Raw genomic sequence first — 21,858 nt, forward strand, 5'->3', positions numbered from 1 at the left:
TGAATTTTAAATTCTATTTTATTATGTGTTATAATTAAATTCGCTTGCTAAAAGCGTGGATTGAAAAATATAGTGTTTTATTTGGGAACCTATCTTGAGCTAAGATAGGTTTTTCAATACATAACAAGGTCTAAATTAGAATCATTCTTTAAATCTAGTCCAAATTCCCGGCTATAAAATCCCTCTTTTAATGCAAAAATTTGTCCATCAAAAAATGATATTAGTCCATCATTAAGGCTTAACTCGTCCAATTCATATTTGTAAAGATTAACCGAATAATGTTGTGCGGTCTTCAGAAGCCTCGTAAGATCCTCAATTCTATCACTTCCAGTTAATTCAGTGATAATGGATTTACCCTTTCCAAATGGCACCAATACAGAGGTAGTAACATTATCAATTACATGAAAATGTTCAGCCGCGGTTCTATAGCTTCCAGTTATAAACAACGGTAGTCCCTTTCCGGTTTTACTTTGATATGCTTGAACATATTTGTTGTTGGCACGAGTTGACATTAACAGTTCAGTCATATTTTGCCGTACTTGCTTTACTTGATAATTTAATTCATCCTTGAATCCGGAATAAAAGTTTTTAAAATAGAACTGCATCGCTTGTCGGGATAACAAGTTGCCACCGTGTTTATTTGCATCTTTTTTCATATCGATAAGAATATTAGCAGCAATCTCTTTACCCTTTTTTATTTCTTTTAGCCTGGAAAGGTTTTCTTCTGCATGATCAACCACATAAACTTGTTGCAGTTCTTTTTCCCCATGACGATTACAACGTCCAGCCGCCTGCGCAATGGAATCAAGACCTGCCAGAGAACGAATCACACAATCAAAACTAATATCTACACCAGCTTCTATCAGTTGGGTACTAATACAAATTACCTTATTTCCTTCACTCAGTTCGCTTCTTACCTCATTTAAAATTTCATTTCGATGGGACGCACACATGGACGTACTCAAATGATAAATGTGGACTAGCCCTATTTTTTCTTTTAACTCTTGGTACAGGTTCCTGGCTACTGTTTTTGTATTAAGAACAACCAATACACTCTGTACATCATTTAACTTCTGATCTACAAACTCCGCCAATTCCTCGTTATTCATTGCTCTATCAGTGGCTTCATCAATAATTTCCACCCGTTTAAATGCATCGACTACATCATCTAGATTCTCTATCATTTCAGCATCGGTATCAATCTCTAATTTATGTTCCACAAAGTCCAATGCAGGCTGAGTCGCTGTGCAAAGGAGCATGCTGGACTGACAGTAAGACTTTAGGAAATTCAAAGCTTGATTAAATAAGGATACACATTTTACCGGGACCTTCTGCACTTCATCAAACACAATGATTGATTCGCTTAGATTGTGCAACCGTCTGATATTTCTGCTTCCCTTAGCATAAAACACATTTAAAAACTGAACCATTGTGGTAAAAATGATAGGTGATTCCCAATTATCCTTTGCCAGCTTTAATTTTTGCTGCCTCGTCATGATGCCATCTTGAAGTTCATCGTTATCATCCATGTCCTCAACAATATTAGAGTGATGTTCGAGTATATTTTGACTATCTTGTAAAATGTTTCTAACTTCTTCTGCATTTTGCTCAATGATTGTAGTATAAGGTACAACATAGATAATTCTTTTTTTGTTATAAAGAAGTGCATGCTTTAAGGCATAGCGCAAACTTGCTAATGTTTTTCCTCCCCCAGTTGGAATGGACAATGTAAATATACCTGATGGCCTAGAGGCAAATTTTTCACATTGCTTGGACATTTCACTCCTCAACTGATTAATAGGTGTATTCGCTGATGGTTGATTCTGCAAAGATTGTAATTTATTTTGTAGTCGATCATAATACTGACGAAACAAAGATTGATAGTCGGTTTGCTCGTTTTCTTTATTCTCTTCAAAAAGCCTCGTATTTGTTCGATCTGCATCAATCAAGGCACTATATACAAATTTGGTTAAAAACATTAATTGCTTTTCACTATCTTCATAAGGCTCATTGGCAATAAAACTGTTTAATTCCCAACATGCTTTTTCAACATAATCATCAAAGTCTGTTTCATTTATTATTGAATGAAAAAAACACTGAACTGAATGTTTGAATTCGGGAAGATCCCTTTCATCCTTGTCACGCACTCTTTTTAAGTACTTCGATTCCAAATCTGGCGTGATAAAATCATGTAGAAATGAGTGATGGGAAATAATGGCATTTCCAACCACTTCTGCTACCATTCCCTTTAAACGAGCAATTTTTTCTGTGTGAAACCGTTCATATAATAACTTTCCACCTGCAGTTGAATGATCCACACTTCCTCTCTTCGGCGGATCATCAGGATTATTCACTGCCTCTAGTATGTATTCCCTAAATTTATTTGTATATTTTCCGAGGTCATGTAGCATTCCAGCAAGTCCAGCCAAATGTTTTATTCCGATCGGTTCCCCATATTGTTCAGCCAACGCTTTCACTTCTATTAAATGTTCTTTTACCGTTTGCATCTTTGCATCGCTTTGTCTAATATGTGCGATATAATCCATTCTAGCACCCCTTGTTAATCTACATTTTTATTTTACTGTAAATTATGGATACGAGACTATTTTACCACACCTTTTGAATCTAATCTATTGCAAATGATAGAATTTATTTATTTATGGTAATAAATTAAAATAATGTTGAAAATGAGTGAAGAGGTAACGTACAATGGTATTAATAGAATGTAAACTAAAAATGGTCATACACAGTGAAATGGATAGCCAGTAGTGCGAATGGCATGTTCACATAATTTTCCGGGTGATTTCGCACCTATATTCTGCTATAGCCCATCCAGTTATTTACATTTTTATTGTCAATAAGATTATTTTGTTAAAGAAAATATGGCTTTTATTAAGAATAGATTGATTCCAACCAGTTTTTGGGGAAAATCGGAGTCACATCCTTTATGGGTGCGTGGATTGAAATATAACATCATCTCCTATATAAATCGCCCAGACCGGTCACATCCTTTATGGGTGCGTGGATTGAAATTCTAGTAGCCTGGCTGGGTTTGTACTTGTTACCGCGTCACATCCTTTATGGGTGCGTGGATTGAAATGTGGAGAAGTATTGCAAGCATTCAAAAGGTAAACGTCACATCCTTTATGGGTGCGTGGATTGAAATCCTTTAACTTTACGAAACTTAATATTCGCTAGTGGTCACATCCTTTATGGGTGCGTGGATTGAAATACTCGCCAAATGACGTAGTAGCCACACGTATGCGTCACATCCTTTATGGGTGCGTGGATTGAAATGTTAACACCGAAGGATGAACCAAAATCATATACGGTCACATCCTTTATGGGTGCGTGGATTGAAATAGAATCAAGGATACAAAGCGTGGGAAAGCATTGCAGTCACATCCTTTATGGGTGCGTGGATTGAAATCTGTTCGCCCTGCGCGTTTTTAAATGGGCGATTAGTCACATCCTTTATGGGTGCGTGGATTGAAATATAGAGGCGTTACACTACGGATATGGAGTCGAAGTCACATCCTTTATGGGTGCGTGGATTGAAATCTTGATCTTTTCTATCGCATTGGCTTGCTTTCGTGTCACATCCTTTATGGGTGCGTGGATTGAAATCGTATTTAAAGTCAGTGACATACATGGTGTCACCACGTCACATCCTTTATGGGTGCGTGGATTGAAATTTGCCTTATGAGATAACCATTTTGGCGCAACCATGTCACATCCTTTATGGGTGCGTGGATTGAAATACGCCCTTTTGAACATATATTTCTTGCACAGGGTGTCACATCCTTTATGGGTGCGTGGATTGAAATAATATACTTATAGATGGATATATTTTCATATAAAGTCACATCCTTTATGGGTGCGTGGATTGAAATCTGGATGAACTGGTTTTCTAAGGGGGTGATGACAGTCGCATCCTTTATGGGTGCGTGGATTGAAATATCTGAAAGTGAAAGTACAAACGATGAACAATCCGTCGCATCCTTTATGGGTGCGTGGATTGAAATCAAATTGGAATTTTAATAGAGAGTTGGATGTTGTATGTCGCAACCTTTATGGGTGCGTGGATTAGAATTTTAATCTTATAACCAAATGGAGTAGGAATAGTTTTACGTGTTTACATCGAAATTATTCGACTCTTTTTCTATTTCATCATCTATTTTATCTAGTTCTTCTTTAAGACGATATTGGTGTATTGTTCCATTATTAATATCCTTTATTTGTTTGGCTGCTAGTTTCATTAGTATATGCCTATTATTATTACTCAGTATCGCAAATATATCGAGTAATGTTGCTGTATATATTTTTAACGCTCCTTAAAATCATACTTGATCATATTTATACGGTTGCATTATAATCAACTATACTACCAAAATTACAAAGGATGCCAATTATGACCAACGATAACATACCAAGAAATGAAAAGAGCATTGTACTAACTGGTTTCATGGGCGTGGGGAAAACTACTGTTGGCCAACTTCTTGCTAACAAACTTAAACGTCCTTTCGTTGATATCGATGATGAAATAGAAAAGGAGTACCAAATGGCTGCTACGGAAATTTTTAAAACGATTGGTGAAAAAGCATTTCGGCAGAAGGAAATAGAAACTGTCATTCGTCACGCAAAACAAAGATGTAAAATTATCTCATTAGGTGGCGGAGCATTTATGCAGGAAAAAATAAGAGGTGCCTGTCTGGAGAACTGCATCGTTGTCCACCTTGACATTTCCTGGGAGCTATGGAAAAAACGGATGGAGATGTTAGTAGATACCCGTCCTATTTTACAAAACAAAAAAATTGAAGAAATTGAAGCTTTGTTTTACAAACGTAGGAATGTGTATTCAAAAAGTCATTCAACATTATTGACGGATAGCAACAATGAAGAGGAAGTAGCAGAACATATTATAAACATGTTAAGGCTTTAATATTCTGTCACTAGCGTTGCATAAAGTTTTTCTACAAATGTCAAGAAAAATATTTAGTTGGAACATTAGGAATAACGGGAGTTTTCACTACAAAAGTCTATAAAAAAACCTTATAATAAGGGAATGGTAGTCCTGTCCAAATCCCAAATTATAAGGAGAACTCATGGACAATCATACCATAAAAACTGTATTCAAGGAATACATTCATCCATTAGATTCAAAAGTAATCCAAAAAATGGTCGATCACACAGAACTTGATAAGTATGTTAAAAAGCTTGATCTACTAACGTTTACCAATGCTTTTATCTATGCACAACTGAAAAACTTAGATAGTTTAAAACGAATAAGCAATACGATTAAACGCAAGAAAACAGTTCAAAGGCTAGTAGGTATTGAAAATATTAGTAAGTCACAGCTTTCTCGAAAAAACAGAAGTATCCCACATGAAATTTTTGAAGTGATTCTACATCATTTAATTCAGAAGTTGCACCATATACTTGGACCAAGAATGGTAAGTAAAGAACTTGATAAGCTTCATTTGATTGATTCATCAACCATATCCATGTGCCTCAGTCAATATGAATGGGCAGATTTTCGAGAAACAAAATCTGGAGTGAAGATGCATACTTCCATTTCCTTTTGCGATGGCATTTCTTACCCAAATAAAGTAAATCTTACTCCGGCAAGACCTGCGGATGAAACACAGCTGGACGCATTGATTGTAGCGGATAAAAATGTGCTGCATGTGTTCGACCGTGGCTATTTCAACTTTGAAAAGTTTGAAGCCTACTCGAAAGCTGGTATTCGTTTTGTGACACGAATTAAATCAAATACTGTTGTGCATGTCATCGAGGAAATGCCGGTTGACGATACTTCTCCAATCACTCGACATGCGATTATAAAGATTGGAAACATGAAGCATGAACTGCAATTAGTAGAGACCCGAGATAGTGAAGGGAATCAAATTAGAATCGTGTGTAATGATGCAAAGGTGAGTGCACAGGAAATAAGCGACCTTTACCGAAATCGTTGGCAAATTGAATTATTTTTCAAATGGGTAAAGCAACACCTTGTAATCAAAAAGTTGTATGGAAAAAGTGAAAATGCCGTATACAATCAGCTCTATCTAGCGATGATCACGTACTGTTTAACACTGCTTATGAAGAACAGAATAAGCTATAAAGGCACACTACTAGAGATGCTTCACTGGATTCGTGATTGCTGGGATAAATCAATGACGAATTTTATTTCCGAAGTGTTTAAACCACCTGAAGGCACATCTAGAGGACGACGGCGGCAAGAACACGAACGAATCTTTGAAGAAACCCTAGCACAATATGAATTAGGAGAGATTTTTCATTTAGATAACTTGGTTTATGATCCACTCATTTAAATAGTATATAAAATTCAAAAAATGGATGAAGGGCTACCTTTAAACCCTCGTTGTTCTTTTTTAATTTTATAGAAGGAATATATGACAGAATATTCACCCGATTAAGTCGGGTAGCTAATCAAGATGATTGACTTTCAGAAATGGTTTTAATGCAACGCTAGTGATATTCTGTAGAATACATTGGGAGCGACAATTCATGAATACAATCATCACTCCCAATCTCCTACAACTTCCTGCATTGAATTAATCAGTTCTCTTAATTTATTGACCGGCACCTGTCCGGGCGCCGAGCTCCGCTTCCCTACACCAAAAGTAATGATTGATCCATAAGCCCAGCCCATGATTCGACTTAAACTTCCGATCTTTCCCATCGACATACTAACTACCGGTATATTTAATGATTCATCCGCTTGTTTTGTCCAATCTAATAGCCGTAATACATCATTTTTAGTTTTTGGCATAACCGCTAGTTTGGCAACATCCGCTCCAAAGGACTCTTCAAGACGCACATGCTTCATCATTTCCTCATTTGTGGGGGTATTTTTAAAGTTATGATAGGATAGAATCAACTGTTTATTGTTATCTCTTGATAATTTTCTTAATTGTTTAATATGTAAAGGGTCATTAGATACCTCAAAATCTATCACATCAACCGGTGTACTTTCACAAACTTTACCTAATAACGCAACCTTTTCTTCCTCTGATAAAGATATTTTTTCTCCTCCTTCCTTTTCCGATCTAATCGTAAAAAGAACCGGAATATTGCTAGCAGTAGAAATCATGTCAACAATCATCAAAACCTTGTCCGTATCATAGATTCCTTCAAAAAAGTCTGCCCGCCACTCGATAAGATCAGGACTTTGAGGGATAATCGCTTTCAGTTCATCATTGATTTCATTCTTATTCCGTCCAATTAATGGTGTGCATATGTAGGGTATCTTTTTATCCCCGAATAAATTCATTTTCTTCTCTCTCCCCATATATAATAGATAAACGTATCATACCATATTTCTTAAAAGGTGGAACAGTTTATGCTGACGAAATTTGTTGAAAAACGGCTGTGGGAGTATGAAAAAATGCATTTGAAAACAAAAATTCACCTTATTCCCGCCCCCTGTTCCACTATTCCTTTCCCTTATCCGTATTGCGATTACTAACAAGACGTAACACATACCAAAAGACCGCTGCTATGATAAGCGTTATGAGGACCCTTGGGAAGTAACCAATTTGATAATCCTTGAGAATTTGACCGCTCAATAAAGCGGCAATAACACCGATGAGCACCGGAATTCCTTGTGTTGATTTACCTTGATCTGCCATTTGACCACCTCCAAATGTGTTATTTATCATTATTATCATTTATTTGCAACAAACTCAGCCAGATCCTCTGCTTGTGTATCCTCTCTTGGGATGCCTTTCCTATACACTCGCCGCACTACCACCCGCCAGCAAATTAAATAAATTAGCACTGATACCCCAAGTGCTAAACCCATCACTTGTATAAACGAAACTCCTGCAAATAATCTTAATATAAATCCTACAAAGACAAAAATGGCCCCCCATAGTCCAACTAACACATAAAATACCGTGTTAAGTCGGTGATTCCCCCAAAAGTAATACCACAATAAACTCATTGCCGTTACAAAAATAAACATCGAAACAAAAAGGACATCTGTCATCCAGTATTCTACCTTTCCACCATTTACAAACATATTGAGAGAAAATAAAATAGCAATCCAAACAATCGTGAGAGCACTCAATAACAGGAGACTCATGAATTTTGCATGTATGATATTCGTTTTTGGAACGGGCAATGTTTGCAAGAAGGTCAGCTGCCTGTTTGCTTCATCACGTTCCAACCCTACTATCAAGCGACCAAATGCCAACACAAGTCCCATTACGGCTATTAATACATACGACGACTCTGTACTAACCACTCCCAATACGCGCGGCCCCAGAACCCACATGACAAGGACACCACCGATTCCAATCAGACTATAAAACCGTGATGCTTCCCGCCATGAAAAGCCCATATTTTCTATTTCTCTGCCAATCAATGCCTTCATTCGGTCGCCCTCCTTGTTCGCCGCTTTTTGGCTGATCTTAACGTTCCCTCCAAATACTTCCGGTAAGCCGTCATCGCCCAACACCAGCATAACAACCAAATGACGATAAGTATTACCGCTCCGATTCCTACTGTGATCATAGGATAATCATGCAACATAGAGTCAAAAGTTTGTACCCCTCGTTTGGCTAAGCCTCCCCGTCTTCCCCACATAATCAACAAGAAAAACAAGAAAACCACACTTCCTGTTGTCCCCTTTGTCCCGGAACGAAAAAACAGACCGTGATAGACGGCAAGAGAAACCGGAAAAAAGAAGGCATTTAAATAGAGAACCGTCCATAGTCCAGGCTCAATTGGTTGGCCTAATCCCGGCGTGAATACTCCCAACAACAAAGCAAACCATAACAAACCGCCAACACTTAAAACAAAACTGGAAATAACTCTGGCGGTAACCACTTCTTCTGCTTTAACGGGCAGCATTCGGGCAAATCTGTAAAATCCTGCATCTGCTTCACTGGATAACCGGCTAACGGCGTAAATCCACAGTAAAGTATAAGGAATAAATACACATAACAAACCAAATACAACGGTTACTGTCATTTTATCAACATCCAAAATATCCTGAAACCAGCCATAGATGAATGCACCTTGCCACATCATCAACATTTCCAACAGCAACGGAATGAACAAACAGCTAAGAATCATCCACCTATGCCCATACCAATCATCTTTGATTAAGTCCCAAATTGTTCCCGCCCGCATACCTGTTCCTCCTCTCGAAAATAAAGTCTTTGTACATTTATCCTTTCATAGACATAGCTTGCAATAGCCATTTACATCTGTCTGTTTTTCAATTCCTCAGCCTTCTGTTCTAGTTTAACTAAACCAGGCTGCTCCACTTCATGCGGAAACCCCCGCTTTTGGATGCGCTGTATCGATATCCGCCAGCAGAAGCCATACACAACCAATGAAAAAATGAACAAGACAAGAATCCATAGCGGTTGTTCCTTTAATTCCAGTAAAAAGTGAAATCCATAGAGAAAAAGAACAGCCCAAACTACAACCGACACCACATATATCCCATTACTCCATTTACGATATCCCAAAATATAATATCGAAGCAGATTTTCTGCCAACAGCAACAACATAATCGAAACGGCGAATAAAACGGACACGGATGCTATTAACGTCCAATTACTGTTCACAATTAAATTTAAGGAAACAAGCACCGCCATCCACAGAAAAGCTTTTCCACAGGCGATCAGAATACTGAGGAATTTAGCATGAACAATCCTGCTTTTCGTAATTGGAAGTGTTTGTAAAAAAGCCATTTGCCGTTTGTGACTGTCTTCCTGCAGCGAAGCATTCATCCCCATACCAACAAAACCGATACCTCCAAACAGGATGATGGAAGTAATCGCATTAGGGGCAAGAATATCGAAGAAGGTTGGACCTAACAGCCAGAGAAATAAAACAGCCATAAGCATTGCAAAACCAATCGTGACCAGGTGTTCTTTACGATCTGGTGAAATCCTCATCGCTTCCAGTTCACGTTGAACCAGCATCCGCATTGGTCATTCCTCCTTATGCCCCGTTAACAATACAAATAATTCCTCCAGTTTCAACCGTTCCGCATCCCATTTACCGGAATTGCGTTTTTGAAATTCAGCAAAATTATCGGTATACCCAACGTAACTACCCATTGCGGGTTGAACTTGAAACAGATAGGGATGTTTCGCCAGCTTATCCGCATGGTCGTCATAGATTACAATCCGCCGATAACGGATAATGGCGGTTAATCCTTATTCTGGCCAGCTCTTGTCCCATTCTTTCCGCTCCCCAAAAAACAGCTTCACCCTGCTCGATCAATATATATTCTTCCTATTTTCCATGGGCTAATGCCTTCCAACTAAGTACCACAACCGACTAGGGAATAAGATACAACGAAATTAATCCAACCGGGATAGAGAACCAACCTCGATTGTAAACTTCGATAGAATTGTCGGCTAGTTCGGCTTTTTTATGTCGAACTCCGGCGATTTTTTGTCGAAGTTCAGCGAAATCTTGTCGAACTTCGATAAAAACCGAATAACCGCCCAACTTGATAGCAAATATGACCTACAAACACTATGAAAAAAAACCCAGTTCATATCTACGCCCACTCGTCGATCCAATTTGTTTAACACATGTTTGGTTCAACAATCTTTTCGTTACGTATGCTGAATCCAACTGTAAAAACTCTCTTGCCTGTTTGTTGGTTATCCTATCGCCAATCAACAACTGATATTCTTTTAATGCTTGAATATGGGTATCTTTTTTAACGCAATTGCACTTGAGGCATTGCCATTTTCCATGGATCCGATGCATTGGAATAGCCGCACATGCCGGACATATTACGCCGGTTAACAAAACATCCTTGGTTATGTCATATTTGTTTAAAATATCAACCTTATATGGGTGGTGGGAAGAACTAAGCAAAGTCGATAGTTCATGCATTTGGATATCGGTCAAGCATAGTATCTTATATACATTTGAAACCTCTTCTACCTTGGATAAAAGATTTTCCTTATGAACAACTTTTTTTGTTATGATATCCTGATTATGAACATTTTTTATAATTGATCTGGGATCCGTGTGCACAACAAGTGTATCAATGGGAATCGGTGGGAAATGAAATTGTTTCAGCCAACGACGCAACCGAATCGATTGCAATTGAACCTGTGCCACGGGGTTGGAGAAGCCCTCCTCTTTTTCTTCAACGATTCTAATGAATTGCCCCATATTGTCATATGCCAATGTACCGTATATATTCTTTACTTCTAAGATAAGCATAAATTTTTTTGTCAGGAGGAGCTTGTCTATTTGAAAATAACCCAATCCATCATAGATTCGCAGGTTGTGGAAAATATGGTATTGATTATCAGGGAGAAAGGAAAGTGGGAATTCAAGTGCTTCTTCACCTTTATGACCCGTTCTTAACATTTTGGCTTGTTGCTGGACAATACTGTGCAGGCGATGTTGTGGTGGCAGCCGTTTTGATAATGCTTCTGTTTGTAGAAGTAAAATGGGGACTTTTAGCGGATTAACATTCAAAAGAGGACATCCTTTCTATTTTGTTATCTTTAATATTCTCTTTTTAATGAGCAAATTCCTGCTTAAACTTGGAAGGTCGCACTAAAATTGTGTCCAAATTGTGAATTTCAGCGGAATTGTTAGCTAGTTCGGCCTTTCTATGTCGAACTCCGGCGATTTTTTGTCGAAGTTCAGCGAAATCTTGTCGAACTCCAGCAAAAATAAATCGCGATAAAAAAAGCCATCCCACCGGAGCGGAATAGCTTCATCGTCCACTTTACATATCATGACTGGCATCGTTCTTTTGCCGCGAATGATTGCGGTTTTTCACCTTATGGGATCCATCCAGTGGTTCACCATATGGCTGTTTTGGACTTTTTGGCAAGTTTGGGGCTTCCTGTTGTTTCGGTCCCATTCGTTTTCCGCCCATCCCAATCTCCTCCTTTTCATCCTTAAGCATAGCTTTTGGAAAAACGCACGATTCTATTCAAATCAGTTTTCGCTGTAGTTAGGCAAAAATCCGCTGGAGATCGATGTGAAATCGCTGCAGTTTGTACTCAATTCGCTGTAGTTTACAGCCAATACGCTACAGTTCATCATGGAGTCACTAAAATTTACGATCAATTTGCTGGCGTTCACCAACAGACAAAAATTGGAAAGTGATCAAGCCATTCCAAGCCGGGTATTATACTGTCCGCAGAAATTGTCCGGAAATAAAATCGCCCAGCAGCCTATCGTCAGGCTTTTGGGCGATTTTTCACATAAACATCTCCAAAATATAAAAGATAATGCCACCAAGTGCCGCTGTAATTGGTAAGGTAATGACCCATGTAACAACCATCCGTTTGGCAACTCCCCAGTTTACTCCCTTTACCCGGTGGGAGGCACCTACACCGAGGATACCAGATGAAATAACGTGTGTTGTACTAACGGGTAGATGGATCAATGTAGCGCCAAAAATAACAGCTGCACCGGTCAAGTCAGCAGCAACGCCATTCACTGGACGGATTTTCATAATTTTACCGCCGACCGTTTTAATAATCCGCCAACCGCCTATGGAAGTACCTAAAGCCATCGCGGTCGCGCAGGAAGCCTGTACCCAAAACGGAATGTCCATTGTTTTGTGCATCCCGCCAACAATCAGAGCCATTGTAATAATCCCCATCGATTTTTGTGCATCATTCGTTCCATGCGCAAACGACTGCACCGCGGCGGTTAAGACTTGAACCAGACGAAATCGTTTATTCGTTTTCGCAAGGTTACTATTTTTAAAGATAACTTTTATAATTCCATAAAATATAAACCCTACTACAAACGCGATTACCGGTGAAAAAAACAACCCTTCCAGAATTGAAATAAATCCGTGATAATGAATCGCTCTAAACCCGGCAGATACAATAACCGCCCCCGTAATAGAGCCGATAATTGCGTGTGAGGAACTACTGGGGATACCGGCATACCAAGTTACCAAATTCCAAATGATCGCAGCAATTAATGCAGCTAATATAACGGTCATGCCATTGTGCAATTGAAATGGATCGGTAATTCCACTTGTGATGGTCTGCGCTACACCAGTAAACGTCAAAGCCCCCGCAAAGTTCATGATGGCTGCGAGTATAATGGCCCGTCTGGGTGTTAATGCTTTCGTGGATACGGATGTAGCAATGGCATTGGCTGTATCATGAAACCCATTGATAAAATCAAACAAAAGAGCAAAGATGACAATTAATACGATTGTTATGGCAAGTAAATTCATATTCAATCCCTCATTACGCGTTTTTCATGATGATACTTTGCAGAGTGCTTGCGACATTTTGACAATAATCGGCAATTTCTTCCAGTATCTCATATAATTCTTTGTATTGGATAACCTTAATCGGGTCTTTTTCCTTTTGAAACAGGTTTCTGAGGGATTCACGATAGATATCGTCGCATTTACTTTCAATGTCTTTAATGATGATGGCGTGCTCTTCAACATTTTTTAACTGATAATTTGCAATCAATTCCATCGATGTTAATATTTCCTTGGAACACTCCAATATGTAATTCGTAAATTGATCCATATACTGATCAGCTGAAAGAATTTGATAAATATCCATCGTCGCAGAGAAATCTTCCATTCCGTCCATGATATCATCCAAATTCATCGACAATTGCAGAATATCCTCCCGCTCAATTGGTGTAATAAATGCCTGGTTTAACTCCTTGATAATGGAGTGCACTTTATCATCCAACACGGATTCCCGCTGCTTGATCGTGTTGGCAAACTCCTTCAATGTCTTGGTATCTGTTACCTTAAAATGAACAAAATAGTCGGCTGCCTCGTGTAGCTGTTTGGCAAAATCAACGAGATAAAGCGAAAATTTATCTGGCTTTTTCTTGAACATGTTTGTATAACCTCCATTAAACGAAAGGACTGGGCAATCATTGCTTCGTATATAATTTTTTCAACCGCAGACGCACGAAAAGGGAAACGAATTGTCCGATTTTGTCGATTTCCGCTCCCGTATACCATTATACACATTAGTGTTCTTCAACTAAAGAAGTTCCTACAATCTTTTTGGTAATTTTTATACCCCTTCCCCCATATTTCATCGTCCATCCTATAATATTAACCGATAACCGCGATTTCTTTCTAAAATAGACTGAAAAGAGTGTATTCCCTAACGAGAAAGGTGGTTTATACAATTTGCTAAATAAACCTTTTTTATACATGCTGCTTGGAATGGCGAACCCGACAAACAGAGATGCATGACCCTCCAGAAAATGAGTGTCGCTGATATAATGCCTTAAATCGCTGATAAAGTGCTCAAAACCGCTGATATAATCCTCAAAACCACTGATATATTATAGATCGGCACAACACACCACATTTCTTACAAAAAGGCTGCATCAATCAGACAAATGATGATGCAGCCGCTCGATTGCTTATTCATACAAGCCTCTTCCAGTATTTTTCCTGAGTAATCCTCCTGCCTGTTTACCATAAGCCTTGGTCAAATCCGTTAATTTAATCGTAATCAATGAATCCCCCACGTTTCTCCCCTTTGATCTAACTTTTTGATTTCAATTGTAATCGCATCATAGAAACCAGTCAAAAGTGGGAAGAAAAAATTGTGTAACATGAAGGCTGAGGCGCGGAGGCAAGCACAGACAGTAAAAAATGAGCAGCCCGATTACTTTTTACGGATAACTTTTTCAGGTTGATATTTATTTTAAGGTTAATGTTTTACCAGCTTGAGCGATACGTTCGCTTTAAAGTTGATACTAGGCTAATGGTGGTTGATATTTTGTTAATCAGTACCGATATTCCAGATCTAGTGGCCGATATCCAGTTAATTCGGTTGATATCGGCAAGAAGCCGGTCGATACCTGGTTAATGGTGGTTGATATTCCCAGCCTATTGGTTGATACTGGCTAGTCACAGTCGATATTCCTGTCTCCAGGTTAATATCCGGTGTTTCGCATAACTAATGCCCCGCCCCTCTGCATATCTCTTTATCCCAACTATAGCCAGTAATCAGGATCAGCCATGCGGATTTCTTCAACAACATCATCTAAATCGGCCGGAGTAATCAGATAAACGGGGTAATGATCCACTTCCTTCGCCTCCCGATAAAAGTAATGGACAGAGCCCGGATATTCTACATCCATCAACACGAGACATCCGTCGCTTTTGGAAATCAACCATTTGTTTTTTGCTGTGAACTGATACGATCCTTTGTAATTGCCAACATAAAGTGGTTTATGAAAATCAGCCTGCAACGTGATTTCCTGATAAGCTTGTTGAATGGATTCCGGCCAGCGTTGTTCCTGATTTTCAAATGGCGGGATAACCGCGAGTTTGATCGCATATTCTGCTTGTAACTCCTGCACAACTTCTGCCGCCCATAATTCAACGCCCATCTGTCCGGAAACAATTACCCACTCCAAGCCTTCTTCAATGAACACAATCAACCGTTTACGAATGGCTGCTTTTATGTATGTAATCCGATGATCATCGACCTTAAAAATATTCAATTCCATTGGTTTATATCCAGTAACTGTCAAAACTTTCACCATGCTAATTCCTTTCCGGGTATTGCTGTATCCATTTTTTCAGCGATTATGTGCAAATTATCGGCGACTTTCGGCCATTATACGGCGGTTTGTGTACATTATACGGCGATTTCGTCCCATTTTACGGCGATTCCACGATTTTTATCAGCGATTCCCACTTTTTAAAGGGACAGAGGGAAGAACTTCTCCCCCGTCCCATTAGATTAACACCAATGATGCGGTTCTTACCAGTGATGCATCCCTTTATGATGATGGTGATGGTGGTGATGTGGATGGTGGTTACCGCCGTAGCCATTATTACCTTTACCCATACCTGGCCCCATGCCACCCGGGCCACAACATTGTCCCTGTGGAGGCGTTTGAAATGCTCCGCCAAATTCATCTACGCAATTCATCGTGTTCTCATGTGAAGTCGAATGTGGAAATACATGTCTGTGCCTTTCCAGATGATGATTCACTACCGTTGTATGAGAAGGATGAATATGCTCAATAACGTTTTCTGTACAGCAGTCAATTCGGTTACATTTTGTTGGATGAACCACCCGTCTCGGCGGGCACCCACAATTGTTTCCAAAATGTCTCATATAAAAGCCCCTTTCCTGTGATAGGTTCACTAATAAACTATGAAAAGGATCGGCGGATTGTATAAGGCAACAACCTATTTCTTTGTTTATATTTGTGCTATACTTTTCTAAAAAGGGGGAAAACACTTATGGAAACGGTAACAAAAGCAGTACAAGATGATTATCCAGAAGACTTTGCATGGTGTTATGGTTGTGGACGAATGAATGAGGCCGGGCACCACTTTCGTACGGGCTGGGACGGGGAAAAAACAATAACCGTATACACCCCGGAACCAGAGCATACGGCATTACCAGGTTTTGTTTATGGGGGACTACTCGCTTCCTTAATCGACTGTCATAGCACAGGATCAGCTGCCCTGGCATTACATCGCAAAAATGGTCATGAACCCGGTGATGGCGCGGAACCACCACGATTTGTGACAGGATCATTACATGTTGATTTCTTGCAGCCTACTCCACATGGGGTTCCATTAAAAGCAGTAGGGACGGTCGAGGAAGTTCATCCTAAAAAATGGAAGGTACATACCGACGTATTTGCCAATGGTGAGGTTGTTGTTAAAGGGGAAGTTACAGCAGTTGTTATGCCGAGCACATTCACTAAAAAGTAATTGCTAAAAAGCGCATGTTCATTACGTAGTGAGGGGGGTATGCATTTATCCCCCCTCGCCAATTTTCATCTCACGTATAGCCCAATCTTATAAACAGTCATTTGTAGAGAATGCTCAAAAAGTCGTAAAAATGACACTTCATACAGTGGTTCGTAGCTGAACTCAACCCTATTTATCTTCTGTCACAGACTTGTATATTCCTTTATAACTGTCCCTTGAAAATCGGACCATCGAACACAGCTGTATGGTATTCACCGGATTCGCCCATGGGACAAACATTTTTCATACGGATGTCATTAATAAATGATTCATCCACAAGCCGCCCCACCCAGCTTTCTGGCAGCTTGTCCGGATCTACTTTAATCACCCTTGCCTGAAAACCTAACGCAACAAATTGTTTTAATAAATCCTGTACATGTTGTTGATCCGTCCACAGTGGATAGATTGCTTCCAGTCCGGCTTGCTTTGCCACTTGTTCTCCCCATTCGCGATGTCCTTCCAAATAAATATCGCCAAACGCTATGCCTTTCATCTGATCCTGCGCTTTTAAAGTTTTTAAAGTTTCAGTGAAATTAGCCGTATACGTTTTAAAATCTGTTTCAATAAAATGAACTGGTATACCAATACTTGCCGCTTGTTTTTCGATATGTTCCAGCTTTTCACCATGGGCTACAGTTTCGTTCGATTCTCGCCAAACTGTTGTAATCAAACAAGAAACCTCATAGCCCTGTTGTTGCAGACGATATACTGCAAGGCAACTATCTTTCCCACCACTAAAAGATAATGCTATTTTCATCATATTCTCCTTTCAATCTAGTTACTATGTTCATTATAGCATCCATTTCAGTTCAATAGTCGATTGCAAACAAAAAGAAGGAAACCAGTGATCGGTTGGTTTCCTCCAGGTTTCGTAGGTTGATATTTCTTATCCACTCACACTTTTTTTCGATCCGGAAACAATAGGCTGAACACAATCCCAAAAATGGCTGCGATAAAAAAGGTGGAAAATCTAGATGTGATTATTTCATCCAATGGTGTACTAATCCACAGAACAGTGAATACAAATCCAGAAATAATTGTTGCAACCACGCCAACACCTGAATATCGCTTCCAGAAAAAGGTCATCAATATTGCTGGTGATAGAGTACAACCAATGCCTGCCCAGGCCCAACTGACGACCAGATAGAGTAGTGAATCAGATGTCAGGGCAATGATCATGCCAATCACACCGGAAACGATAACTATTACTCTTGATAGGGTTACAAGCTGTTTATCAGTCAAATTCAACCCAAGCGTCCGGTGGATAATATCCTCACTAACGGAACTGGTAACAACCATTAACTGGGAATTAGCTGTCGTAATAATTGCGGCCAGAATCCCGGCCAGTAATAACCCGGCGATCCAAGGTGGTAATAAATCCAGGATCATAAATGGCAAAATGGTTTCTACATCGGCAAATGACCCTTGTTGATACAATGCAATCGCTGCTAACCCAATTAGAAAGGCCCCCGTATAAGCCATCACGGTCCAAATAATGGCAACGGAAATCCCTTGTTTTGCTTCTTTATCATTTTTTAATGCCATGAATCGTGTACTTAACTGGGGCTGCCCACCCAAATAACCAAAAAACCAGGAAAAGTTGTTGAAGAATAATACCCCAAGCGCAAATCCTGTCGCACCACCAAACCAGGAATCAAATGAATCACCTGCTTCCACCAATGATTGGCTAATCGACAGGTCATGTGTACCAATATAGATCAGTGCAATAACGGGTAACACACAAAGTGTAGCCAGCATCATGATACTTTGAACCATATCTGTCCAGACAACAGACAAAAAACCACCAAAAAACGCCGTTGCCAATACAACAACTGTGGCCAGAATGATACCAACCGTCTCGTTTATGTCGAATGTCGTTAAAAATAATTTTCCTGCCCCTGCTAGTTGTGCTCCCAAATAAAACATGAAAAAGCAAGCAATTAAAATACTGGCAATCCAGCGGATCAAATTGGCTTTTTCCCGAAAACGGACAGCTAAATAATCTGGCAGGGTTAACACCTGATAATTATCCGCCTCTTTACGAAATTTTTGCGCCAAGACAAGCCAGGAGAAAATTATCCCCAAAGCAATCCCAACTGCTACCCATATTCCTGCAAGTCCGGTGGTAAAAACAAATCCGGTAAACCCGAGTAACAACCATGCTGATTCCCCGGTAGCCCGTTCCGAAAATGCCAAAGCCCAGCCAGGCAGTTTTTTTCCGCCTAAAAGAAACACAGCATGACTCATTTTTGTTCGGCTCGTAGCGTAACCAATCGCTATAATCACAATAAAATACAGGATAAATTCAGCGATAATGATGGTATTCATTGCACGTTCACCCTCCTGTTAATCATGATGTCCCTGAAACAGACGAACAAGAAAGATTACATGTTCCCTCCCTTGTGCCAAAGAAAATATAGTTCTTTTCTAAAAATCTATGTGTCGGAGCAAAAAATCAGAACAAACGATATAAAAACTTTCCCCGCATACTAAACGTAAAAAAGAAGCAGGGGTTATCCTGCTCCTTTAACACTATGTACCTTGTTAATAGTATCGGGTTTCGGTGTATGTTGCACATTTGCAGGATGTGAAGGTGTATATTCATGAACCGATTGGGTTGCGGAAAAATACGTCCATCCGGAATACACGATACATATAACACCAATACCCATTAATAGGAATGCTGTTTTTTTCATCGGCATCACCTAAAAAAATTATTACTCATATTCCATTCATACTATCGTCAAAACCTGTAGACAACAATTTTTCCGCGAAGTTCACATATTCTATAACGAATAATGAAAAATGCGTCTAAGTGGTTTCATTTATATACGTTTTGCCTTATAGTTATAGAGGACAACCGAAAATGAGTTGTTATGAAATTATAGATAGGAGGTGAATACAGATGCTAGAATTGCTCAATCAACTAACAAGTGATGTATCACCATTTTATGTATATCTGAGTATCATTTTAACCATCATCTGCGCATATCGCGGGATGTCATTTACAATGGGGAACACCATTCAGCAAAATCAAATTTTCACCAGACAATGGCATGCCACCCGATTTCGTTTGCTCCCTGCACAGGAAGAACTTGGGGCCAATACGGAAATTCATCACTGGATTGCCGCCAAAATGAAACGTATCGAAGCACCCGATGATGATTCAGATAGCCATTCCTGCTCATTGAAAGTTCTAAACGACTATCATCGAGGAGGACAAAAATGGAACGCAAATCTGTATTCACAACTCTTGGAAAATATAGCCTGATCGGTATTCTGTTATTGATCGTCTTAACCGGGTGCCAACTAAATGAGCCAATTAGTGCTGATTCTACTGGTTTTTTTAATCATTATTTTATTTATCCGTTTTCCGTACTGCTGAAAGGACTGGCTTCTGTCTTGGGCGGCAGTTATGGGTTATCGATCATTATTTTAACCATCGTTATCCGCCTTTGCCTCATGCCGTTCATGTTGAGGCAAATGAAAAACAGTACGAAAATGCAGGCCAAAATGAAAGTCATGAAGCCGGAAATGGATGAGATTCAGAAGAAATATAAAGATAAAAAAGATCGGGATTCCCAGATGCAAATGCAACAGGAAATGATGCAACTATATCAAAAGCATCAAATGAATCCGTTGTCGTCTCTCGGATGCTTGCCCATGATTATTCAATTTCCGATTCTGATTGCATTCTATTATGCGATTCGCCGGACACCAGAAATTGCTACCCACACATTTCTCTGGTTCAACCTGGGGCAAACCGATTTCGTTCTGCCCTTTATCGCTGCAGCTGTCTATCTGATTCAGGCACGTGTGTCACAAATCGGCATGGATGAAAAACAGCGGAAACAAATGGCATTATTCAGCTTTATCTCACCGGTTATGATATTTATCGTCTCGTTTAATTTTCCGTCTGCATTACCATTATATTGGACCATATCCGGTTCATTTTTGGTGATTCAAACATGGATTTCCAAAAAGCTCTATACGGAAAAAGCCGAAGCAGAGGTATAATGAAAAAGCACTTCCGATTGTGGGAGTGCTTTTTCTTGAATATTCAAAAATAAATATGAGTCTTAATCCAGTAGCCCATCACTGTAATCTCATAAAATAATATGGTTATGGTTTATATCATAGTCAGTTTACCAGTGTAATGGCCTGATCAAGCACCTTGTCGCCTTGTATCATACCATATGCCATCGAATCAATCACTTCTACTTTGATATCTTTTGGTTCCGCCTACATGAGGCAAGCCGCTTTCTGACAATGTAAAATAAGCTGAAATCCGCAGTTCACGTATTTACATTCATATAATATTACATGAAATGATTTCAGGATTTACTATTTTGCAGCAGTTGATATCCAGCCTGTTTCTTCAGTTTTCGCCGTTCCAGCCGATCAACCAATGCCTTGTGGCGCAAATAGGAAAATTGAAAGATGGGGCTTTGGACAAAGGTAAAAATAAACGTGACAATAAATACCGGACCACCTAAAATCAAACCAAGTACAAGTACGCCGGTTTCTGTAATCATACGAACCCGACGAATTGGTGCTCCCAGCTTATCGGCAATCGACAACATAAATCCATCTCGCGGACCGGCCCCAACGCAAGCCGCATTATAGATACCACCACCAACTCCCATGATCACAATCCCCGCGACAATAATCAGTACATCTACCCATGTATGGCGGGCCTGTGGCAGGATATCCAGCCACAGCCAGAAATCCACACAGGATCCAACTAAAAAGGCGTTAAGAAATGTGCCGATCCTAATATAGCTTTTATCCAATATCCACGACACGCCTACCAGCGCCATACCACAAATAATGTTCCAAGTACCAATCGTAAAGCCCAGTTTTTCATACATGGCGACATTCAACACGTCCCAAGGATGAATACCTAAATGCTGTACATGGATGGTGATGTAGATTCCTAAACTGAACACGATCACTCCGATGACAAAACAGGACCAGCGAATACCCCGGATCATGATTTCCCTTCTTTCACTAACCAAAACAATTAGGGATAATCATAAGTCATATTCCCGTGTATTTCAACACCACTGTTTCCATTGTGATTACGAACTAAGATT

Annotated in this window: 23 protein-coding genes and 1 CRISPR repeat array; of the genes, 6 read left to right on the forward strand and 17 right to left on the reverse strand. The window is 39.5% G+C overall.

The features are described 5' to 3' along the window. Positions 1–113: 113 nt before the first annotated feature. Complete coding sequence (gene cas3 / locus O2S85_RS13545) at positions 114–2,546, reverse strand: CRISPR-associated helicase Cas3' (protein ID WP_269409837.1); 2,433 nt, start codon at positions 2,544–2,546, stop codon at positions 114–116. 389 nt (positions 2,547–2,935) lie between these two features. After that, positions 2,936–4,093: direct repeats of the CRISPR family, unit length 32 nt; unit sequence GTCGCATCCTTTATGGGTGCGTGGATTGAAAT. Positions 4,094–4,411: 318 nt separating this feature from the next. Between cas3 and O2S85_RS13550 the strand changes: the two genes are divergently transcribed. Continuing rightward, entirely contained in the window at positions 4,412–4,942 is a 531-nt protein-coding gene (locus O2S85_RS13550; RefSeq protein ID WP_269409838.1) for a shikimate kinase, read from the forward strand. Positions 4,943–5,105: 163 nt separating this feature from the next. After that, a complete protein-coding gene (locus O2S85_RS13555; RefSeq protein ID WP_269409839.1) occupies positions 5,106–6,335 on the forward strand; it encodes an IS4 family transposase in 1,230 nt (409 codons plus the stop codon). A gap of 209 nt (positions 6,336–6,544) precedes the next feature. Here O2S85_RS13555 and aroD read toward each other — a convergent pair whose 3' ends face one another. The 10 genes from aroD to O2S85_RS13605 all read right to left on the reverse strand — a co-directional run bounded on the left by aroD (position 6,545) and on the right by O2S85_RS13605 (position 13,859). Continuing rightward, positions 6,545–7,297 carry a type I 3-dehydroquinate dehydratase gene (gene aroD, locus O2S85_RS13560; protein ID WP_269409840.1) on the reverse strand — a complete coding sequence of 251 codons (753 nt, stop codon included), beginning with the start codon at positions 7,295–7,297 and terminating at the stop codon, positions 6,545–6,547. A gap of 160 nt (positions 7,298–7,457) precedes the next feature. Further along, the gene (locus O2S85_RS13565; protein ID WP_269409841.1) at positions 7,458–7,655 is read right to left on the reverse strand and encodes a hypothetical protein; all 198 of its coding nucleotides are present in this window, start codon (positions 7,653–7,655) and stop codon (positions 7,458–7,460) included. 35 nt (positions 7,656–7,690) lie between these two features. After that, positions 7,691–8,401: an ABC-2 transporter permease gene (locus O2S85_RS13570; RefSeq protein WP_269409842.1), complete on the reverse strand. Its 711-nt coding sequence runs from the start codon at positions 8,399–8,401 to the stop codon at positions 7,691–7,693. After that, entirely contained in the window at positions 8,398–9,162 is a 765-nt protein-coding gene (locus O2S85_RS13575; protein WP_269409843.1) for an ABC-2 transporter permease, read from the reverse strand. Before O2S85_RS13575 ends, O2S85_RS13570 begins: the two co-directional genes overlap by 4 nt. A gap of 71 nt (positions 9,163–9,233) precedes the next feature. After that, positions 9,234–9,971, reverse strand: coding sequence for an ABC-2 transporter permease (locus tag O2S85_RS13580; RefSeq protein ID WP_269409844.1), 738 nt, complete (start codon positions 9,969–9,971; stop codon positions 9,234–9,236). A gap of 3 nt (positions 9,972–9,974) precedes the next feature. Then, positions 9,975–10,103: a hypothetical protein gene (locus O2S85_RS13585; RefSeq protein WP_269409845.1), complete on the reverse strand. Its 129-nt coding sequence runs from the start codon at positions 10,101–10,103 to the stop codon at positions 9,975–9,977. A gap of 424 nt (positions 10,104–10,527) precedes the next feature. Next, complete coding sequence (locus O2S85_RS13590) at positions 10,528–11,493, reverse strand: nuclease-related domain-containing protein (protein ID WP_269409846.1); 966 nt, start codon at positions 11,491–11,493, stop codon at positions 10,528–10,530. A 256-nt stretch (positions 11,494–11,749) separates the two neighbouring features. After that, positions 11,750–11,902, reverse strand: coding sequence for a small acid-soluble spore protein P (locus O2S85_RS13595; protein WP_269409847.1), 153 nt, complete (start codon positions 11,900–11,902; stop codon positions 11,750–11,752). A gap of 327 nt (positions 11,903–12,229) precedes the next feature. Beyond that, entirely contained in the window at positions 12,230–13,228 is a 999-nt protein-coding gene (locus O2S85_RS13600) for an inorganic phosphate transporter (RefSeq protein WP_269409848.1), read from the reverse strand. A gap of 13 nt (positions 13,229–13,241) precedes the next feature. Then, complete coding sequence (locus O2S85_RS13605) at positions 13,242–13,859, reverse strand: DUF47 domain-containing protein (protein WP_269409849.1); 618 nt, start codon at positions 13,857–13,859, stop codon at positions 13,242–13,244. 837 nt (positions 13,860–14,696) lie between these two features. On the opposite strand from O2S85_RS13605, the gene O2S85_RS13610 reads away from it, so the two are divergent. Beyond that, positions 14,697–14,852, forward strand: a complete 156-nt coding sequence (locus tag O2S85_RS13610) for a hypothetical protein (RefSeq protein ID WP_269409850.1) — start codon at positions 14,697–14,699, stop codon at positions 14,850–14,852. A 127-nt stretch (positions 14,853–14,979) separates the two neighbouring features. On the opposite strand, the gene O2S85_RS13615 is transcribed toward O2S85_RS13610, so the two are convergent. Next, positions 14,980–15,531, reverse strand: coding sequence for an SLOG family protein (locus O2S85_RS13615; protein WP_269412588.1), 552 nt, complete (start codon positions 15,529–15,531; stop codon positions 14,980–14,982). A 224-nt stretch (positions 15,532–15,755) separates the two neighbouring features. Further along, positions 15,756–16,115 (reverse strand): CotD family spore coat protein, encoded by a 360-nt coding sequence (locus O2S85_RS13620; protein WP_269409851.1) that lies wholly within the window; start codon positions 16,113–16,115, stop codon positions 15,756–15,758. Between the two features lie 128 nt (positions 16,116–16,243). On the opposite strand from O2S85_RS13620, the gene O2S85_RS13625 reads away from it, so the two are divergent. Then, positions 16,244–16,723, forward strand: a complete 480-nt coding sequence (locus O2S85_RS13625) for a PaaI family thioesterase (protein WP_269409852.1) — start codon at positions 16,244–16,246, stop codon at positions 16,721–16,723. Between the two features lie 202 nt (positions 16,724–16,925). Here the strand turns inward: O2S85_RS13625 and O2S85_RS13630 are convergent, their stop codons facing one another. From O2S85_RS13630 to O2S85_RS13640, 3 genes are all read right to left on the reverse strand, one after another. Continuing rightward, the gene (locus O2S85_RS13630; RefSeq protein ID WP_269409853.1) at positions 16,926–17,522 is read right to left on the reverse strand and encodes a Dph6-related ATP pyrophosphatase; all 597 of its coding nucleotides are present in this window, start codon (positions 17,520–17,522) and stop codon (positions 16,926–16,928) included. Between the two features lie 134 nt (positions 17,523–17,656). Beyond that, a complete protein-coding gene (locus O2S85_RS13635; RefSeq protein ID WP_269409854.1) occupies positions 17,657–19,090 on the reverse strand; it encodes a sodium/proline symporter in 1,434 nt (477 codons plus the stop codon). 185 nt (positions 19,091–19,275) lie between these two features. Then, entirely contained in the window at positions 19,276–19,458 is a 183-nt protein-coding gene (locus tag O2S85_RS13640; protein WP_269409855.1) for a hypothetical protein, read from the reverse strand. A 209-nt stretch (positions 19,459–19,667) separates the two neighbouring features. Between O2S85_RS13640 and O2S85_RS13645 the strand changes: the two genes are divergently transcribed. Further along, a complete protein-coding gene (locus O2S85_RS13645; protein ID WP_269409856.1) occupies positions 19,668–20,033 on the forward strand; it encodes a hypothetical protein in 366 nt (121 codons plus the stop codon). Then, positions 19,988–20,779 (forward strand): membrane protein insertase YidC, encoded by a 792-nt coding sequence (yidC, locus tag O2S85_RS13650; protein ID WP_269409857.1) that lies wholly within the window; start codon positions 19,988–19,990, stop codon positions 20,777–20,779. Before O2S85_RS13645 ends, yidC begins: the two co-directional genes overlap by 46 nt. Positions 20,780–21,096: 317 nt before the next feature. Here the strand turns inward: yidC and O2S85_RS13655 are convergent, their stop codons facing one another. Further along, the gene (locus tag O2S85_RS13655) at positions 21,097–21,756 is read right to left on the reverse strand and encodes a YczE/YyaS/YitT family protein (protein ID WP_269409858.1); all 660 of its coding nucleotides are present in this window, start codon (positions 21,754–21,756) and stop codon (positions 21,097–21,099) included. Between the last annotated feature and the right edge of the window lie 102 nt (positions 21,757–21,858).

The sequence above is a fragment of the Lentibacillus daqui genome (assembly GCF_027186265.1).
Taxonomy (GTDB): Bacteria; Bacillota; Bacilli; order Bacillales; family Amphibacillaceae; genus Lentibacillus_C; species Lentibacillus_C daqui.

Bases quoted from the DNA above. Each gene is read 5' to 3' on its own strand.
- cas3 (WP_269409837.1), bottom strand. From the start codon at position 2,546: ATGGATTATATCGCACATATTAGACAAAGCGATGCAAAGATGCAAACG.
- O2S85_RS13550 (WP_269409838.1), top strand. From the start codon at position 4,412: ATGACCAACGATAACATACCAAGAAATGAAAAGAGCATTGTACTAACT.
- O2S85_RS13555 (WP_269409839.1), top strand. From the start codon at position 5,106: ATGGACAATCATACCATAAAAACTGTATTCAAGGAATACATTCATCCA.
- aroD (WP_269409840.1), bottom strand. From the start codon at position 7,297: ATGAATTTATTCGGGGATAAAAAGATACCCTACATATGCACACCATTA.
- O2S85_RS13565 (WP_269409841.1), bottom strand. From the start codon at position 7,655: ATGGCAGATCAAGGTAAATCAACACAAGGAATTCCGGTGCTCATCGGT.
- O2S85_RS13570 (WP_269409842.1), bottom strand. From the start codon at position 8,401: ATGAAGGCATTGATTGGCAGAGAAATAGAAAATATGGGCTTTTCATGG.
- O2S85_RS13575 (WP_269409843.1), bottom strand. From the start codon at position 9,162: ATGCGGGCGGGAACAATTTGGGACTTAATCAAAGATGATTGGTATGGG.
- O2S85_RS13580 (WP_269409844.1), bottom strand. From the start codon at position 9,971: ATGCGGATGCTGGTTCAACGTGAACTGGAAGCGATGAGGATTTCACCA.
- O2S85_RS13585 (WP_269409845.1), bottom strand. From the start codon at position 10,103: ATGGGTAGTTACGTTGGGTATACCGATAATTTTGCTGAATTTCAAAAA.
- O2S85_RS13595 (WP_269409847.1), bottom strand. From the start codon at position 11,902: ATGGGCGGAAAACGAATGGGACCGAAACAACAGGAAGCCCCAAACTTG.
- O2S85_RS13600 (WP_269409848.1), bottom strand. From the start codon at position 13,228: ATGAATTTACTTGCCATAACAATCGTATTAATTGTCATCTTTGCTCTT.
- O2S85_RS13605 (WP_269409849.1), bottom strand. From the start codon at position 13,859: ATGTTCAAGAAAAAGCCAGATAAATTTTCGCTTTATCTCGTTGATTTT.
- O2S85_RS13610 (WP_269409850.1), top strand. From the start codon at position 14,697: ATGTTTTACCAGCTTGAGCGATACGTTCGCTTTAAAGTTGATACTAGG.
- O2S85_RS13620 (WP_269409851.1), bottom strand. From the start codon at position 16,115: ATGAGACATTTTGGAAACAATTGTGGGTGCCCGCCGAGACGGGTGGTT.
- O2S85_RS13625 (WP_269409852.1), top strand. From the start codon at position 16,244: ATGGAAACGGTAACAAAAGCAGTACAAGATGATTATCCAGAAGACTTT.
- O2S85_RS13630 (WP_269409853.1), bottom strand. From the start codon at position 17,522: ATGATGAAAATAGCATTATCTTTTAGTGGTGGGAAAGATAGTTGCCTT.
- O2S85_RS13635 (WP_269409854.1), bottom strand. From the start codon at position 19,090: ATGAATACCATCATTATCGCTGAATTTATCCTGTATTTTATTGTGATT.
- O2S85_RS13640 (WP_269409855.1), bottom strand. From the start codon at position 19,458: ATGAAAAAAACAGCATTCCTATTAATGGGTATTGGTGTTATATGTATC.
- O2S85_RS13645 (WP_269409856.1), top strand. From the start codon at position 19,668: ATGCTAGAATTGCTCAATCAACTAACAAGTGATGTATCACCATTTTAT.
- yidC (WP_269409857.1), top strand. From the start codon at position 19,988: ATGGAACGCAAATCTGTATTCACAACTCTTGGAAAATATAGCCTGATC.
- O2S85_RS13655 (WP_269409858.1), bottom strand. From the start codon at position 21,756: ATGATCCGGGGTATTCGCTGGTCCTGTTTTGTCATCGGAGTGATCGTG.